This is a genomic window from Paenibacillus sp. cl130 (assembly GCF_900116035.1).
In the GTDB taxonomy this organism is placed as follows: domain Bacteria; phylum Bacillota; class Bacilli; order Paenibacillales; family Paenibacillaceae; genus Paenibacillus; species Paenibacillus polymyxa_B.
In genome coordinates, this window is sequence record NZ_FOYG01000006.1 from 226,491 (window position 1) to 243,038 (window position 16,548).

Genomic DNA, 16,548 nt, shown 5'->3' on the forward strand with positions numbered 1-16,548 from the left:
AGTTTTCCCCCTTCCCTCTTATGTATACGGCGTCCCACTGTGGGACGCCTTTTTCTAGTATGAAGTTGATTATTGGCAACTTATATTCCTGGCTTCTTATTATTGCCCCATCGCAATCCAAAGGACCAACCCTTCACATATCGGACCTGAGTGTATGCGTTCCACAGTAAGTACTGCTGAATACCTCTGACGTTGTGTGACGGATACCAGCACTCCCGGTATACTCGCACTGGCAGTGATTACATATTGTGTATCTATAAAAGGCTTCTCAAATATAACGCTCACTTCGCCCCTATCCGCTCGTGCGGGGAGATGAAAAGAAATGCTCCCATATTGAGATGAAGCTATATGATCGTCAGAAGCCTCGTCACTGGTCGCTGATTCGTCGTGAATGGCATTCAAGTCTAATTCTTTCTCCGTATCGAAAGCTGGATCGATATCTTGCTCAGGCAAGACCACGCGTTGCTTTGGGCGGTGTCTTCCTTCCGCAATGTGAATACTGGTTATGGAACAATCCAGTAATGAATCTTGCTCTGCCTGATCTTCCGTCGTAATAGACGGTTTATCGTTATCCATCCTGCCTTCCGTATCTGACTCAGGCACAGACAACAGCAGTACAGATGCTCGATTCATCTGCATCGCTTCCTCTAGCGTTTTGGGAAGCTTATGCTTCTTCCATGCCGCTTCCTCTATAGCTTGAACCGAGGTATCCTTCTCTACGGGGGCAGGGACCGTTGCCGTCCCGCGCTGGCTCAGTCTATGACTGCCGGAGGTCGAAGCCGCTTTCTCCTTGTTAACACGGGGTGAGGGAACTGCATTGGAAAGGTTACGCCGCGCTGTTCTTTTATCCTTAGGGCTATGGTTCGTACGATGGTTCATGGTGATCGCTCCTTTGGCACAGGAGTGAACCAGCGGTCGCCCCGCTTCATTCACCCGGCTGGAAATCATGGCTAATGCCTATAAGATAGCCTATGCGCGTAACAGCGCCTACGTCACTCCGTTGCGCAGTCCGTTATGATTTGTGCCCAGCGTTGTGCTGAGTGCTGCCATAAAAATCGTCTTCGTACCTCGTCAAGCCCGGCTTCTCCCATCCGTCGTCGCAAGCCAGGTTGCTGGAGCAGCCTGATGATGGCATCGGCCATTTCCTGCTCACCGTGAGACGGATACACAAGCCAGCCTGTCTCGCCGTGTTGTACAACTTCCGGAATACCGCCGATTCGTGAAGCGACCACAGGCACTCCTGCTGCCATGGCTTCCAGATTGACCAGCCCGAAGGCCTCATCCTTCACTGAAGGAACAACGGTCACATCGGCTAGCTGATATAGCGAGGCCAATGCTGGATGCGGAACATAATCTAGGAATTGCACATGCTTCCCCAACCTTAGTTTACGCATCTGCCGATGCAACGACGTCGTGTACGGCGTGAGGCGATCATGCCCGTAATAGGCACTGCCTGCAATGAGCAGCAGTACGTCCGGGCAGGTGCGGACGACATGCCGCAGGGCCTTGAGCAGTCGGTGAACGCCCTTTCCTGGCATCAGTCTGCCCGCGAATAACACGATTTGGCGGCTTGACCAGCCGAAATCGTCCAATCGCGCCGATCTGGCCGCTTCTGCTGCAGGAGTCCACCTTGGCAGGAAATCGCCAGGATGGATACCCAGCTTGTTTATGACGATGCGTTCCCTGACCGCGTCGGGACAGTCAGAAGCTACGATTGCCCCCAAATACGCACTGTTCACGATAATGCGATCCATCGATGCCAGCAGCCTACCCATCTCCTCCCGTTTGAGGTGGGGCTCCCGGATGAACGTGGTCGAATGCAAAGTCAGCACAACCCGACTATCGGGTAAAGCCTCGCGAATTGCATACGCAACTGCTGGACGGTTGTGTACATCTACTACCGCTGGTAACCATCTCTTTAAATCAGCAATCACCTCAGAAATATAACCTGCTCCCCGCTTATAACGCATGCAGGGAATTCCGTCGACATCGCCATGATCAGGTGCCTCTGCTCCCTTTATGCCATAGATCTGCGCTTGGAGCTCATGACTAGCCAACGGTACCATGTGGGCAATTACCCGCTCCACAGAACTGCTGCGGGGCGAAGGTATAACAAAGGAGCCCGGTGTAACGACTGCTACCTTCGGCCTCTGCATCACCTCACCTACTTTCTGACCCTATTCCAACACTCTTCAACAATCATCTTGTATCATATCGTCCGCCTCCCTGAAAGGTGCCTCGCTTCTAACTTTGGGCTTACCGCAAGGCTAGCGTCCATGCCTGGCCGATCTTTGATACATATGATGGACTAGAATCACAGTATGATCAGTTGGAGTGACTACAAGGAGGGCGGACATACTCATGTTGCATGTCGGCGTCATGCTCAACCCGGCAACCTACCGGGGCATTCCCGCCATGAGGACGCGATATGAATCTATCGCCAATTACGAGGACGCCGGGTTAAGCTACGAGCTCATCCCCTGCTTTCTTCGTCTGGAGGATATTCATATAGCGACCGGAACATGCCGGGCTTTTGTTAAACACGGCAACGAGTATCGGCAGATGACTCTTCCGTTGCCGCCGGTCATCCACAATCGGACTCTCTATCGGCAAAATGAAAATGCTAGCGATATCAACAAGCTTGTACAAAAGGGATTCTATATTTTTAATGAACAAAACCGTTTCCACAAAGACCATATACATGCAATTCTGCAAGAAGACCCTTTGCTACGCATCCACCTCCCCAAAACATTGCAAGGCAACCTTTCCTCCATCCATACCTTGATGGAGGAAACCGGAGATGTTGTAATTAAACCCAGTAGCGGTAGCGTAGGTAGAGGAATTATGCGTCTGCGGCATTCCCGCGGAGGCTGGACTTTGCAATGTGCTCATCCGGCTATACCTGAGCGTTGGTCCACACTACGTTTGAATGTTGGGGAACTCCCATTATTTCTACACAAACGACTGCTGCATGTGCCTCATATCGTACAGGAAACCATACCGCTTGCTTTGAACAATAATCGTCCGTTTGATGTCCGTGTGTCAGTTCAGCGCGGATATGGCGGTATCTGGGGTGTGACAGGCATGTATGCTAAAATTGCTCCTTCCCACACCTTCGTTTCCAATGTTGCACAGGGCGGTACGGCCCGTTCCCTACTGGAGGTATTATCACAAACCGAGACGGTTCAGACTTCGAACGCAGTCCGGCTGATGAATGAATTGGAGCGACTCTCGTTACAAATCGTGCACCGACTGGCACAAACCCTTCCCCGTCTCGCCGACGTCGGTCTGGATCTGGGAATTACCCATGAGGGCAAGATTGTTTTTATCGAATGCAACGGTCGTGATCAGCGCTATGGCTTCAGCCAGGCGGGCATGCACAATGTCTGGAAAGAAACATACACTCAGCCGATGGCTTACGCTCGTTGGCTTCTCGAACGGATGCCTTCGTCAGACACCGAACGTTCACCAGGCCGTCCACTGTATTGATTTACGTCACATTCTGTGTCAATATAGTTCAGAGCGGCCGGACAGGTTCCGGCCAAGACGGCTCGGAAATGAACAAGGGGGATCTGTAATGGCAAAACAGTGGCTGCGGCTCATGACGGAGCTATCATCGCGCAAGTGGGTGTGCCGGATTGTAGGCTCCTTCGCGCAAAGCGGTGCAAGCCGACTTTTTATCCCCACCTTTATACGTACGTACCAGATCCAGACGCATGAGGCGGAACAGGAATGGAAGGAATACCGTTCCCTGAACGCCTATTTTACACGCAAATTAAAAGCGGGCATGCGCCCGATTGATACGAACGCCGAGGTGATGACCAGTCCGGTGGATGCACGGATTACTTTCACTGGCCCAATTACGTCCGGCACTCTTTTGGATGTCAAAGGGCAGGACTATACGCTGGAAGAGCTTCTTAACCGCTCTCCGCGTCTTGAAAAATACACACACGGCTATGCTTTTGTACTCTATCTCAGCCCGACGGATTATCATCGCATTCATGCACCAGTATCCGGTACGCTGGTAGAAAAAGAACATCTGCGCGGCAAGGTATACCCAGTGAATGACTTCGGCTTGCAACATATGCGAGCAGTTCTTAGCCGCAATGAACGACAGATTACGTACATTGCCCATGAATATGGTGAGGTGGCGGTCGTCAAGGTTGGCGCAATGAATGTGAGTAGCATCAAATATACGGATGATAAAGCCGTCTCATGGACAAAAGGAGACGATCTCGCCTATTTCGAATTTGGATCAACTGTCGTTTTGCTAACTGAAAACGGCACGTTTGATCCAGACCCCGCATTGAAGCCGGGGGATGCGGTGAAAATGGGACAACGTCTGGGTTGCTTTCGACATGATCCCAAAGCATAAGTGAATTTACCGTAACCGTATTATAGCTACACATATGAGCATCGGGATCGGATGATGCTAAATTGCTCATAAAAAAAGGACCCGGCGTAACTGCTCGGGTCCTTTTTGGAATTTATCCTTTATATTCGTTATTCGTTAATCCCATTACGCCTAAATCCGAAACAGCTTGTCCACCGTCCATAGCATTACCGGATCTCAGACGGACTTTTCCCCGTATACTGCTTGAATTGGCGGCTGAAAAAAAAGATGTCACGATACCCCAGAGCCTCTGCCACCTCGGTCACATTCATTCCGGCATGTAGTAATAGATGCTGTGCACGCTCAATCCGCATGCTGATAATATGAGATTGCGCGGACACACCCAGCAGCTCCTTGAATTTAATCGAAAAATAACGCGGTGACAGCCCCGCCCGTGCAGCCAAATCCTCGACGCGATGAGGAAGTCCCGGATGCTGACGCACATAGTTGGCCGTTTCCCGAATGACCTCGGTGAGCTGGTTACTGGCCTGTTGCTCCTGAGGCTCCTTGCGGTCCGCACGCAGCAGATGAATCATCAGTTGTTTCAGGATCAGCTTGCCTTCCTCGTCAGCTCCGTAAGCACGCTCCAGACGTAGTCGAACGTATCTGGCAAGCATATGCTCTACCTCGAACGTTTCCTCCAGCATACGGTAGCTTGCAGGGATAAGCTTTGGCTGTTCGATAAGATCAAAATGAATATAGGTAAGTATGAGCGGCTTTTGCGGGTTATGTGTGGCACGGGTATCATCCCCCGGCTTGAACAGGAAGCAACTCCCCTTGCTTACCGGATACGACGTCCCGTTTAAGATCACTGTTCCTTCTCCGCTCCATACATAAAATAAATCATAGTTTGGCATCGGCTTCTCGCGTACCTGCCACTTCCAGCCCGGCTCGCACACAATTTTGGCGAAAGCCGACAACAGGATAAACGATGACGCAGATGTATCCAGCAAAATCTGCACCTCCTCTTGTTCATCTTTGGTTGTCCTTTATCCCGTTAATTTATAATATAAGCTCAGCGCCGTCATTAAGCAAAAAAATGCGCTTTTATGTTCCAGATGCTTTTGCGTGACGCTTACCGTGTGTAATGCTATAATATGTAATCAAAATGACTTGGAAGGATGAAACGGGAATGAATCCACTGGCAGCGCAGTTAAACCAAAACATTCAGACAGGCAACGAGCATGTATATCAAATGCTTTCTCTTTTAGGGAAAGAAATTTATTTCCCAAAAGAAGGGATTTTGAGTCAATCCGCAGAAGCAGGGAAGCTTGCTAAAAAGTACAACGCCACGATTGGCATTGCTACAGAAGGCAATGGTCCTATGCATTTGGAGGTCATTCAGGAGAAGTTGTCCGCTTACAATCCCAAGGATTTATACCCTTACGCTCCCCCTGCGGGCAAACCTGAACTTCGTAGTGTATGGCGTGACAAAATGCTGAAGGAAAACCCTTCATTGGCTGGGAAAAATTACGGCCTTCCCGTAGTTACGAACGCGCTGACCCACGGTTTGAGCATCGTTGCCGACCTGTTCACGGATGAAGGGGACGCTGTCATTTATCCAGACAAAAACTGGGAAAACTATGAGCTGACTTTCGGTATTCGCCGTCATGGACGTTTGGTGAATTTCCCGTTGTTCACAGAGGATCAACGTTTTAATAGTGAAGGATTACGCGACGCGCTACTGGCACAGAAAGAATACGGCAAAGCGATCGTTGTGCTGAACTTCCCGAATAACCCAACAGGCTACACACCGGGAGTGGAAGAGGGTAAAGCAATTGTTGCTGCCATCCAGGAAGCCGCGGAAGCGGGCATCAATGTCGTAGTTGTGACGGATGACGCTTATTTTGGTCTGTTCTTCGAGGACTCCCTGCATGAATCACTATTCGGTCAGTTAGCTGGACTTCATCCGAGAATTCTACCAGTCAAAATTGACGGAGCTACCAAGGAAGAATTCGTTTGGGGCTTCCGTGTCGGATTTATTACCTTTGCTTCGGAACATCAGGATGTACTGAGCGCACTGGAACAAAAAACATTAGGGATTATTCGGGCAACGATTTCGAGCGGTCCTCACCCATCTCAAACCTTCGTCCTGGATGCCCTCAAGTCAACGGACTTTGAACAACAGAAGAAAGAAAAGTTCCAGATTATGAAGGGACGGGCTAACAAAGTCAAAGCGTTGCTCGATAGTGGAAAATACGGAGATGTATGGAGCTACTATCCTTTCAATTCGGGTTATTTTATGTGTCTCAAGCTGAACGGCTTGTCCGCTGAACGACTGCGCACACATTTGCTGGAACAATATGGGGTAGGAACAATTGCGCTGGGTGAATATGACCTCCGAATCGCATTCTCATGTATCGAGGAAGAGTATCTGGAAGACCTGTATGACATTGTTTACCGTGGCGCACAAGATTTGTTGAACACCTAATATGTAACAGATTAAATATAGCATCATTAGCGGTATGCCAGATGTTGCGCATACCGCTTTTTAATGGGCTGAACCATTGTGAATGACACTTCGAAACAAACTATCCTTCAGCAGCGAGCAAAGATTTCTGTGCGAGTGGCAGCAGGATGACTACCTCAGTTCCGACTCCGGGCTCACTCTCATAGTGTATACTTCCGTTCATGGCTTCAATGATTCGAAAGGAGACGACCGTTCCCAGTCCTGTTCCTACCTCTTTGGTTGAAAAAAACAAAGTCCCCACTCGCTCCAGGTGCTCCTGACTCATGCCTTTTCCCGTATCCCTAATATGCAGACATGCCTTCTCTTCCTGAATCGCCAGCTTTATGTATACCCTGCCTCCATCATCCGCAGCTTCGATCGCATTTTTCGTCACATGTATTAACGCCTGTAACAGCTGATTACGATCCATATGTACGTATATTTCATTCCTTAGCTCAGTATACAGTCTTACGCCTTGCTTGGTCGCCATCGGTTTCAAAAGCAAAACAATCTGTTGAACCATGCCAGACAGATCCATCAGCTCTGTGTTCCCAATCTGCGGTCTGGATAAGTTCAGATAGTCGCTAATAATTCTTTCAGCCCGATCGACCTCTGCTAGTGCCAAAGCAATATATCTGCGATTTTTCCCTTCTAGCCCTGACTGAACCATTTGCAGGAACCCTTTAACCACGGTCAACGGATTCCTTACTTCATGAGCCATAGAGGCAGCCAGTTCACCTAAGGTATTCAGATGCTCAGCATATTTAATCTTTCTTCTCATTTCTTCCCGTTCCAAACTAAACTCCATCCAGAAAGAGGAGGCTCCAATGCTTAGGAATTGAATCACACCGAACCAGAGTATTGCCCGGATCAGCTCGACCTCATCCTTATCCAGCCTGCCATTGGCCCAGGAATGTATTAACAAAAATATAAGCATGGCAATATTGGTCCATATACTCATTAGCATATTCATGCCCACCCGAAGCAACATACTATTGAGCTGCATAAACTTTTTTCTTACCAAGAGAGGGCCCAAATAACACAACATCATGCTGGGAAAGCTCACCACCATAGACTCAGGATCTATATACATACGAGCCATCACTATCAGCGTTATATTCAGAAGCCCTGCCTTAGGACCAAAATATAAAACAGAGAGGATCAAAGGAACATATCGGAGATCCCAATATAATCCATACCAAATGTACGAAAACATAAGGCAAAGCACAGAAGACACACCCAACACCCCTCCCATAAGCAACGGGGTATGTTTCCTATGCCGATGATCTGACAAAGCGCTATATACTAATAACGGTACAAACACAAGAAATATGTTCACGAGCAGCTTATCTACCAGCATCTCGTCTTTCCCACTTTCCAAGTGATAATGACTACGTACTTCTTCTATTCTCGATAATACGTGCCTTTTCCTCTATCCTCCCCTACATCTGATGAAAAATATAAGGCGATTCGGCAACACACCTGAGCATTGGCCCACGCAATCTGAAAATCCACTTCATAAGATACGATGTATCCTTTATCACAATGACCGAGAGGAGAATGAGCATGGGAGCAGAAGAAACAAGAGGCGGTTACGGTGGTTACGGCGCATTTACAAGCACAGGAACAATTCTGGTACTGTTCATTTTATTAGTTATCATCAGCAAAACGATCTTCATATAAGCAGACGATTATCTGCACCCACAGCTACGATAGCAGTGAGCATACAAAAAAAGGCTAATTCGCAGACAGCTCTTGCTGCTTGCGAATTAGCCTTTACTTTATTCACATAGATACACATTACACTTCTTCTTCATCCTGACCGTCCAAACGCCATTTTTTGGCTTGAGCGCCTCGTAACAGGAACACTACTGCAACTCCCCCAAGCAGCGTGAGCAGTGTAGACAGTAGATCTTCCTTTCCTTTTGCCAGAAAAGGAAGCCACAGAACCACAGCAGCCGGCAACGTCAACCGAACAACAAAGTCGAGAAAAGACGCACGACGACTATGCGCAGGAATCGGATATAACTGAAGCCATAACGAATCCTTGTGATACTGCCTTAGTGAAGTGACCTGTACACCAATGAGGAATATGAAAAATAAATATACTGCAATCCCAATCCAGCTAGCATGGGTGATATATATAATTAACAACCCCAGAATTCCAAGCCGAATGACAATACCTGCTGGCTCTGTACGCAGGAACGTCTTAAACAGCAGGTAACGATACGCTCCCCTTCTGTTCCAAGGTATGTTACCTCCCAACCAGGACAGCCAACGACGTGGCGTCACTCTCTGCGTAAGGGCGGGCACATCGACAAACCAGCCCAAAGTGCGCATCACCCGAGCAGCCTGCATACCCTCTGTACGAATCAGCTTTTCCCAAGCCACTAGCAGCTTGACCGGAAAACGCAGAACAAGCACGTACACCACACCGACCAATATGATAAATGGCACGCTGTGTAGTGGAGGCTGCCATAGCCATGCGGCTACCATCAGCACAGCCAACACCCACCGAAGCAGACGATAGCCTACACTCCCGCCAATCGATACCATGCGAAGCTCTTGCCAGCCGCCGTAGCTGAATAGCAGCTTTAACAGCACGAACAGTAGCAGGGTCAGTAGCAGCGGCTTAGGCGCGGTATCACTGCGAATATACAGCGGCCACACGATAATAGACAGCAATAGCAAACCGAATATTTTATACACCACACCCCGAATCCGGCTGGCCTTAAAATAATCGTGCATCGCGTGCTCCTGTGGACGGAGGAAAACAATATCCGCCGCGTTTAAATACGTACGAAAGCTCGCATGAGCAATCGGAATAGCCACAATAAGCATGATCCAGCGGATGGGCAAATCCGGTGGAGTATGCATCAGCAGCGACGTGTACCATGCGGCAAAGGCAATCAGTGCAAAGCCGAAGACCACCGCCAGACCGCTCTGAATGACATAGCCCAGATAGGGCAGCACCTGTCCCCAGAACGCTACACGTCTTTCTTTATGCAAACGTTGCAAATCCATGCTCATTCCCTGCCCTGTACCAGCTCATAAAATGCATCTTCCAGCGGCATGCCCGGCTTACCCGCCTGTGCTGTCACTTCGTCCAGCGTACCCTGTGCAATGATGGCACCCTGATGAAGTACAATGAAACGATCGCAATAATTTTCAATCGTGGACAAAATATGAGAACTGAGCAGAATGGACGAACCCGAACGCTTCATCTCTAACATAAAGTCAAGCAGGGAACGAATACCAAGCGGGTCCAAACCCAAAAAAGGCTCATCTATGACATACAACGGCGGTCCCGCTAAAAATGCGCACATAATCATCACTTTCTGGCGCATCCCTTTAGACAGATGCATCGACATACTTCCACTTTTATCCCGCATACGGAACAAGTCCAGCATTTGATCACTGCGTGTGCGGAAATCTGCTTCGCTAACTCCGTACGCTCTGGCCGTGAATTCCATATGCTCCATCACCGTCATTTCAGGATACAGCTCTGGAGATTCAGGTACAAAAGCAATGGCTCCCTGATACTCCTCGGGATTTTCATCCTGCTTATGACCCTGCACACGAATTTCTCCGGCCTGCGGTGTCATCAGGCCCAAAATATGCTTCATGGTCGTACTTTTCCCGGCCCCGTTCAGACCGATCAATCCTACCATTTCGCCCGGTTTCACATCCAGCGAAATCTGATGCAGCACCGGGCGCTTGGCGCTATATCCGCCGGTCAGTCCGTTAATTTGCAACACAGGCTGTTGTTCCATGGCTCCCCCTCTTCTCCCTTACTCGTTCGGTTTTGATCCTTTTTCCTTCAGCCATCTTGGTGCACCCTTGTTTTTGCGATCACGCTCACGCTGTGCTTTTCCTGCTTTGGACAAGGCTGCTCCTTTGCTCTTGCCTGGAGCTGAACCGTTCGCGGAATTCCTGCCAGGACGTCCGTTTTCGGTACGAACAGGTGCCTTACGGTTTTCCGTCTGTGCTCCGTCAGATATGGATCTGGCCTCGGATGGTCTTACAGATGCACGCTTAGCATCCGCCGGACGCGGCACAACTACTCGACCTCCATGCAACGCACGCTCTGCGATGTCAATGCCCAGTTCACGGGAGAACTTACGCATGATGAACGTTTCACGGTCGGTAACAACCGACGCCACCAATCCTTTGCGTCCCATCCGTCCTGTCCGTCCTGCACGGTGAACATAAGCTTGACTATCCGTAGCCGGGTCAAAATGAATGACCATTTCAAGGCCCTCAATATCCAGACCACGGGCTGCCACATCCGAAGCGACCAGCACTTTGAGCTTGTCCTCGCGGAATCGGGCCAACACGTTGCTACGCGTGACTTTATCCGCATCTCCATACAAGGATGCCGTAGTCAGCCCCATATGCTTGAGCTTGGCTTCAATCTCCCCGATGGCATTGGTTGTATTCACGAACACCAGCGCTTTTCTTGGATTAAAATGACGCACCAGACGGCGCAGCATATCCACTTTATCCCGTTCTTCAGATACAAAGTAATAGTGTTCCAGTCCACTGGCCGTCTTCTGGTCGGGATCAATCCCAATTTCTACATATTCACGCATCTCTCGTTTCGCCAGCGACTGAATCTCATCGTTCAGCGTTGCGGACAGGAATACCAATTGACGATCACGTTGGGCGGTGCCCAATATGTTTGTTACATCGCCTGCTCCGCCGAGCTGGAACATCTGATCCACCTCATCAATAACAATGGCTGTAATATTGTGCATTTTCAACTTTTTCGAAGCGATGAGTTCCCGTACACGTCCTGGTGTGCCCACGACAAGCTGTGGATGATCCTTGAGCTTTTCGATTTGACGTTTGATAGCCGCCCCACCAATCAGACCGAGTACACGGATTCCGCGATGCTCTCCGTAGCGCTGACCCTCACGTACAATTTGCATGGCCAGTTCCTGGCTTGGAGCTAGTATCAGCTTTTGCGTAGCCTTTTTCTGTGGATCAATCGCTTGCAACAGCGGCAACAAATAAGCCAGTGTCTTGCCTGTGCCAGTTTGTGAACGCGCCAAAACATGCTTTCCCTTCATTATTTCCGGTATAGCCTCTGCCTGAACTGGCGAAGGCTGTGTAATTTCATGCTCAGTCAGTTTGTCCAACAGATCTTGTTCAACGCCGAGCGATTCAAAATTCAATGTCATGAAAAGGTCCAACCCCTATACGTAAATTCGTTACTCTCCATTATATGCGAAAATAGCCCTGTTACCAAATCACAAAAATAAAAGATGTCCCTCACCATAGCTAATGGCTTACGGGACATCTTTTATTTCTTATTCATCACGCCATGACCCAGCCTATCGGTTAGTCTGGGAGCTAACTGATACAGCTTGAGAAAAGGAGATACCCACCGTGGCAGATTAACCTCCTCTTTGCCAAGCTCCATCGCTCTTACGATATGCCGTGCTACCTTATCAGGTTGTAGCATAAACCAGCTTACATTTCGAACATATCCTCCTGAAGGATCTGCCAGCTCAAAAAACGGTGTGTCGATCGGCCCCGGGTTAATCGTCGTTACAGTCACTCCACTCCCGCGCAGCTCTTGCCTGAGCGCATTGCTGAAACCCAGCAATGCATGCTTCGTCGCCGTGTAAGAAGACGATTTGGCTGTCCCGATTTTCCCAGCCATTGATGCTACATTGACAATCTGTCCATGGCCCCGCTCTGTCATTTGCGGCAGAAACGCCTTGATGCAGCGAACAACACCCATGTAGTTCACGTCCATCATTTGTTCAAACTCCGTCAGGTCGGTTTCATTAAAATACTCAAACTTTCCGTAGCCCGCATTGTTAAGCAATATATCGACCCGTCCGTACTGTTCCAATACTCGTGCAGCAACAGCCTCTACCTGCTCCTGGCGGGTGACGTCCAGTTGGATAAGCTCATGCCTACCGCTGATTCCCGCAGATACTTGCTTCAGTCGCTCCTGCGAGCGTGCTGTTAAAATAGGAATCGCGCCCTTTTCGCTTAACAACTGAGCGCAAAGGGCTCCAATTCCACTAGATGCACCTGTAATCACAACTATCTTGTCCTGTAGTATACTCACGGTCATCCCTCCACATTAAGGAAACTTGCTCCTTTAATATTAAGAGATCATCACCTGAATATCCAGCTCGCCGATTCCTTCCACCGTGAGCGGAATATAAAGGGCACGCTGAGGCACAAAAGTGGTCAAGTTTTCTGATTTCATGACCTGCGGAGGCGTAATATCCACGACAATTCCCTGATTGGACAAAATCGTACTGGCATTACCACTAATCATATTGCCCAATTCTGAAATTGCGCTTTTTCCCATCTCATCAATTTCAGTCAACACAAATCCGCCCATCATCGCTGATACCATACGTAGCGCCACCTGTTCATTCAGGCCGAACACAATATTTCCGCTAAGCTGTCCGGTCATCCCGATCATAATCCAGATGTGGTCGTCCACCAGCTCGACATTTTTCACACCAAGATTTCCGGGTGAAGGAGATACTTGGATCAATTGTTCAATGACCCGTCGCGCCGACTCCAAAAAAGGATTTATCACTTCTGCCTTCACGATCAAAGCGCCCCTTTACGATGGGCTTTTAGACATACAACAAAAGTCCCATTTAAATTAGAATTTTTTAATTAAATATTACTGTAAAACGCATCGATCCTCAACAAAATGCTCTCTCTATCACTTATCGACAGCTGCCCGGTAATTTTTTATAGCTAAACCACAAAAAATGTGAATAATGTCCTATATCTTTGCTTCTTACCGATTTTAGACTGATTATTTTTGAAGGATATCAGGACTTTAGTCTTTATTTCCCAATATACCACACTTTAAGGTGCTCTGCTTCGATTCATTGCCCTTCCTGCTCGAATAACCTATAATTTAATGAAATAAAGCATAACGACGGTTTTACATATGAACCTATGGATTGGCTAAAAATATTCATTCTATACAGCTGCGACAAGATTAAGAAAAGAGAGGAGGAACTTCATGAACATCAGTCAACTTGAAACACTTATCATGATTTCCAAAACAATGAGCTTCCGCAAAGCCGGAGAACTTCTCAATTTGACGCAGCCGGCGGTGTCCGCCCAAATTAAAAGTCTAGAGGATGAGTTCAAAACCATTCTGATTGACCGCAACCAGCCCGTCACCCTGACCGACCGGGGAGCTGTTTTTTTGGAACACGCCGAGCGCATATTGGAGGTTGTTGAGGAATTAAGACAAAAATTGTACGATCTAAACGAAACACCGCAGGGTCACATTGCGCTGGGTACCACAACATCCATCGCTATTCAAATTTTACCGCGCGTGCTTTCCTACTTTCAGGATCAGTTCCCTCTCATCAAAACCTCCATTCAATCCATGGCTTCCTCAATGATTTATCAGCAGGTGGAGAACGGACTTATTGATGTTGGCATCGGCTATCTGATCGAACGTAATCCCAATTTAAGCACTTCGGTTCTGTATTACGATTCCTTCGAGCTAGTCGTGTCTCCTACTCATCCGCTGGCCTCACAACCACATGCTACCATTGAAGCCCTTCGGGAAATTCCGCTTATTCTGCTCTCTCCCGATACGGTGGGACGAAAATTCGTGGACGATGTATTTAAAAAGCACCAAATCGTACCTCATGTCGTGATCGAGTTGTCCAGCAGTGAGGAAGTCAAACGGATGGTCGAAATTAATCTCGGTGCTGCCATTATTTCCAGACTGTCGGTCACTTCGGAACTGCGTGCAGGCACATTAAAAATGATCCATATTCCCGAGCTGGAAGTTAGTCATCCGGTAGGAGTGATTTATAAATCCGGCCGATATCTAAACTCAGCCATGCAGCAATTTTTAAGTGATCTGAAGGGGATGCCGGAGACGAATTTTACCAGTTCTGAATAACGTAATTCGCTATGAACAACATACGCAATATAAACTTGGTTACGAAAGGAAGACAGGCTATGAAATTTGATCTGCACACCCATCATTTCCGCTGCGGTCATGCAGACGGCAACATTCGGGATTATATTGAAGCAGGTATTCAATCTGGCTTACAAGCTATTGGCATTTCGGATCATTCCCCCTTTCTATGTAGCGAACAGGATCAGGCTTTTCCTAAAATTTATATGGCTAAGTCACAGCTTGCTGAATACGTAGAAGAGGTACAACAGCTCAAAAAGGAATACGAAGGCCGTATTGACGTGCTCCTCGGATTGGAAACGGATTATTTTCCTGATTTCGCAGAATTATATCGTTCCACTCTGGCTCCTTATCCATTTGATTACCTCATTGGGTCGATTCACAATGTCGAAGGGGACAGCATTTTTAACCGTAACCGTTGGAACAAATTAAGCGACGCTCGTAAAATCGAGGTCAAACAAGCCTACTATGCGCTCATTCAGGAATCTGCGCGAAGCGGCATGTTTCAGATTTTAGGTCATATTGACGCAATGAAGGGGAACTTCCCTGCCTTTTCAGACATTCCTGCCGATACAGCCATTGATGAAACCTTGCGGGTAATTGCGGAATCCAATGTGGCGATTGAAATTAACACTTCGGGTAAAACCAAGCTGAGTGGCGGATGGTACCCGTCTGCTTCTATTTTAGAAAGAGCGCACCATTTTGGTGTGGAGGTCACTTTTGGTTCGGATGCCCATAAGCCTTCGCGGGTAGGCGATGATTGGGAAGAAGTAAAGGCAATGCTGAAGGATATCGGCTTCCGGGAATGGGTCTATTTTAAAGAAAAACGTAAAATTCCTGTGGCGCTTTAAAATTTAAGGTGGGAATTGCCGCTCCGCAAATCATTTGATTTTACGAACGCTGCTGCAATGGGATTATTGGGGATTGTAATTTATAAGGTGATAATCCCATTGCAAAGGCGAATGCTTAGCAAGATTATGACATCTATGTGTGAGGAGAATTACATATGCACTTGGAAGATCCTATGGACAAGATCAAAAAGCTAAAGCATGACATCACGCGGTTTATGCTAATCTATAAATTTGCGCTCGACGAAATGGAAACCAAGATTGAAATATTAAAACAGGAATTTCAAGCATTACACGATTACAGCCCTATTGAGCATACCAAATCACGCCTTAAATCTCCTGAGAGCATCATGAACAAAATGCTTCGTAAAAATAGCGAGTTATCCCTGGATGCTGTCAAAAATCATATTAAGGATATCGCTGGCTTACGTATTACTTGCTCTTTTATTTCTGACATTTACGATGTCAGTAACATGCTTCAGAGACAGAGTGACTTGAAGGTGCTGGAAATTAAGGATTACATCAAGAATCCCAAGCCGAACGGTTACCAGAGCCTGCATTTGCTGGTTCAAGTTCCTGTATTCATGTCGGATTGTGAGGAGCTAGTCTGCGTAGAGGTGCAAATTCGAACCATTGCCATGGATTTCTGGGCCAGCCTGGAGCATAAAATCTTTTATAAGTACAACCAGTCCGTTCCCGAAAGTCTGACACGTGAATTAAAGAGCGCAGCGGATTCCGCTAATGCGCTAGATCTCCAAATGGAGCGTCTACATCGTGAGATCAAGGAAATTAAAGACGCTAGAGGTGAAGAGGACTCCATAGAGGTGCTTCGGAAGATTATGATAAATAATCAGCAAATTACGGTGCCGGCCAATTTCTTGAAGCTTCTAGGAGAGTAAGATTAGGCGTTGCTCCACCGCTATGC

Annotated in this window: 16 protein-coding genes; 7 read left to right on the forward strand and 9 right to left on the reverse strand. The window is 47.9% G+C overall.

Annotated features, from left to right (window positions below):
• Positions 1–99 precede the first annotated feature (99 nt).
• Together BM358_RS17775 and BM358_RS17780 are read right to left on the reverse strand one after the other, a co-directional pair.
• Positions 100–879, reverse strand: a complete 780-nt coding sequence (locus tag BM358_RS17775) for a WIAG-tail domain (protein WP_028541466.1) — start codon at positions 877–879, stop codon at positions 100–102.
• 113 nt (positions 880–992) lie between these two features.
• The gene (locus BM358_RS17780; RefSeq protein WP_028541465.1) at positions 993–2,156 is read right to left on the reverse strand and encodes a glycosyltransferase family 4 protein; all 1,164 of its coding nucleotides are present in this window, start codon (positions 2,154–2,156) and stop codon (positions 993–995) included.
• Positions 2,157–2,361: 205 nt separating this feature from the next.
• Here BM358_RS17780 and BM358_RS17785 point away from each other — a divergent pair, with 205 nt between their 5' ends.
• Together BM358_RS17785 and asd are read left to right on the forward strand one after the other, a co-directional pair.
• Entirely contained in the window at positions 2,362–3,489 is a 1,128-nt protein-coding gene (locus BM358_RS17785) for a YheC/YheD family endospore coat-associated protein (RefSeq protein WP_023990121.1), read from the forward strand.
• 88 nt (positions 3,490–3,577) lie between these two features.
• Positions 3,578–4,375, forward strand: coding sequence for an archaetidylserine decarboxylase (asd, locus tag BM358_RS17790; protein ID WP_028541464.1), 798 nt, complete (start codon positions 3,578–3,580; stop codon positions 4,373–4,375).
• Positions 4,376–4,560: 185 nt separating this feature from the next.
• Here asd and BM358_RS17795 read toward each other — a convergent pair whose 3' ends face one another.
• Positions 4,561–5,346: a helix-turn-helix domain-containing protein gene (locus BM358_RS17795; RefSeq protein WP_023990123.1), complete on the reverse strand. Its 786-nt coding sequence runs from the start codon at positions 5,344–5,346 to the stop codon at positions 4,561–4,563.
• 179 nt (positions 5,347–5,525) lie between these two features.
• Here BM358_RS17795 and BM358_RS17800 point away from each other — a divergent pair, with 179 nt between their 5' ends.
• The gene (locus BM358_RS17800; RefSeq protein ID WP_023990124.1) at positions 5,526–6,824 is read left to right on the forward strand and encodes an aminotransferase class I/II-fold pyridoxal phosphate-dependent enzyme; all 1,299 of its coding nucleotides are present in this window, start codon (positions 5,526–5,528) and stop codon (positions 6,822–6,824) included.
• 100 nt (positions 6,825–6,924) lie between these two features.
• Here BM358_RS17800 and BM358_RS17805 read toward each other — a convergent pair whose 3' ends face one another.
• Positions 6,925–8,202, reverse strand: a complete 1,278-nt coding sequence (locus BM358_RS17805; RefSeq protein WP_028541463.1) for a sensor histidine kinase — start codon at positions 8,200–8,202, stop codon at positions 6,925–6,927.
• A 206-nt stretch (positions 8,203–8,408) separates the two neighbouring features.
• On the opposite strand from BM358_RS17805, the gene BM358_RS26665 reads away from it, so the two are divergent.
• Positions 8,409–8,525, forward strand: a complete 117-nt coding sequence (locus BM358_RS26665; protein WP_023990126.1) for a hypothetical protein — start codon at positions 8,409–8,411, stop codon at positions 8,523–8,525.
• Between the two features lie 117 nt (positions 8,526–8,642).
• Here BM358_RS26665 and BM358_RS17810 read toward each other — a convergent pair whose 3' ends face one another.
• The 5 genes from BM358_RS17810 to BM358_RS17830 form a co-directional block, all read right to left on the reverse strand.
• Positions 8,643–9,866 (reverse strand): ABC transporter permease, encoded by a 1,224-nt coding sequence (locus BM358_RS17810; RefSeq protein ID WP_028541462.1) that lies wholly within the window; start codon positions 9,864–9,866, stop codon positions 8,643–8,645.
• Between the two features lie 2 nt (positions 9,867–9,868).
• Positions 9,869–10,615, reverse strand: a complete 747-nt coding sequence (locus BM358_RS17815) for an ABC transporter ATP-binding protein (RefSeq protein ID WP_013311782.1) — start codon at positions 10,613–10,615, stop codon at positions 9,869–9,871.
• Positions 10,616–10,633: 18 nt separating this feature from the next.
• Positions 10,634–12,025: a DEAD/DEAH box helicase gene (locus BM358_RS17820; RefSeq protein WP_028541461.1), complete on the reverse strand. Its 1,392-nt coding sequence runs from the start codon at positions 12,023–12,025 to the stop codon at positions 10,634–10,636.
• Positions 12,026–12,147: 122 nt separating this feature from the next.
• Positions 12,148–12,927 carry an SDR family NAD(P)-dependent oxidoreductase gene (locus BM358_RS17825; protein ID WP_028541460.1) on the reverse strand — a complete coding sequence of 260 codons (780 nt, stop codon included), beginning with the start codon at positions 12,925–12,927 and terminating at the stop codon, positions 12,148–12,150.
• A gap of 39 nt (positions 12,928–12,966) precedes the next feature.
• The gene (locus BM358_RS17830; RefSeq protein WP_023990131.1) at positions 12,967–13,425 is read right to left on the reverse strand and encodes a chemotaxis protein CheX; all 459 of its coding nucleotides are present in this window, start codon (positions 13,423–13,425) and stop codon (positions 12,967–12,969) included.
• Positions 13,426–13,854: 429 nt separating this feature from the next.
• Here BM358_RS17830 and BM358_RS17835 point away from each other — a divergent pair, with 429 nt between their 5' ends.
• The 3 genes from BM358_RS17835 to BM358_RS17845 all read left to right on the forward strand — a co-directional run bounded on the left by BM358_RS17835 (position 13,855) and on the right by BM358_RS17845 (position 16,522).
• Positions 13,855–14,757 (forward strand): LysR family transcriptional regulator, encoded by a 903-nt coding sequence (locus BM358_RS17835; protein WP_023990132.1) that lies wholly within the window; start codon positions 13,855–13,857, stop codon positions 14,755–14,757.
• 59 nt (positions 14,758–14,816) lie between these two features.
• Positions 14,817–15,626, forward strand: coding sequence for a histidinol-phosphatase (locus tag BM358_RS17840; protein WP_028541459.1), 810 nt, complete (start codon positions 14,817–14,819; stop codon positions 15,624–15,626).
• Positions 15,627–15,781: 155 nt separating this feature from the next.
• Positions 15,782–16,522: a GTP pyrophosphokinase gene (locus BM358_RS17845; protein ID WP_028541458.1), complete on the forward strand. Its 741-nt coding sequence runs from the start codon at positions 15,782–15,784 to the stop codon at positions 16,520–16,522.
• Positions 16,523–16,548 lie beyond the last annotated feature (26 nt).

Coding starts and splice junctions, on each gene's coding strand:
- BM358_RS17800 (WP_023990124.1), top strand. CDS start 5,526: ATGAATCCACTGGCAGCGCAGTTAAACCAAAACATTCAGACAGGCAAC.
- BM358_RS17815 (WP_013311782.1), bottom strand. CDS start 10,615: ATGGAACAACAGCCTGTGTTGCAAATTAACGGACTGACCGGCGGATAT.
- BM358_RS17775 (WP_028541466.1), bottom strand. CDS start 879: ATGAACCATCGTACGAACCATAGCCCTAAGGATAAAAGAACAGCGCGG.
- BM358_RS17805 (WP_028541463.1), bottom strand. CDS start 8,202: ATGCTGGTAGATAAGCTGCTCGTGAACATATTTCTTGTGTTTGTACCG.
- BM358_RS17785 (WP_023990121.1), top strand. CDS start 2,362: ATGTTGCATGTCGGCGTCATGCTCAACCCGGCAACCTACCGGGGCATT.
- BM358_RS17780 (WP_028541465.1), bottom strand. CDS start 2,156: ATGCAGAGGCCGAAGGTAGCAGTCGTTACACCGGGCTCCTTTGTTATA.
- BM358_RS26665 (WP_023990126.1), top strand. CDS start 8,409: ATGGGAGCAGAAGAAACAAGAGGCGGTTACGGTGGTTACGGCGCATTT.
- asd (WP_028541464.1), top strand. CDS start 3,578: ATGGCAAAACAGTGGCTGCGGCTCATGACGGAGCTATCATCGCGCAAG.
- BM358_RS17810 (WP_028541462.1), bottom strand. CDS start 9,866: ATGGATTTGCAACGTTTGCATAAAGAAAGACGTGTAGCGTTCTGGGGA.
- BM358_RS17840 (WP_028541459.1), top strand. CDS start 14,817: ATGAAATTTGATCTGCACACCCATCATTTCCGCTGCGGTCATGCAGAC.
- BM358_RS17845 (WP_028541458.1), top strand. CDS start 15,782: ATGCACTTGGAAGATCCTATGGACAAGATCAAAAAGCTAAAGCATGAC.
- BM358_RS17820 (WP_028541461.1), bottom strand. CDS start 12,025: ATGACATTGAATTTTGAATCGCTCGGCGTTGAACAAGATCTGTTGGAC.
- BM358_RS17835 (WP_023990132.1), top strand. CDS start 13,855: ATGAACATCAGTCAACTTGAAACACTTATCATGATTTCCAAAACAATG.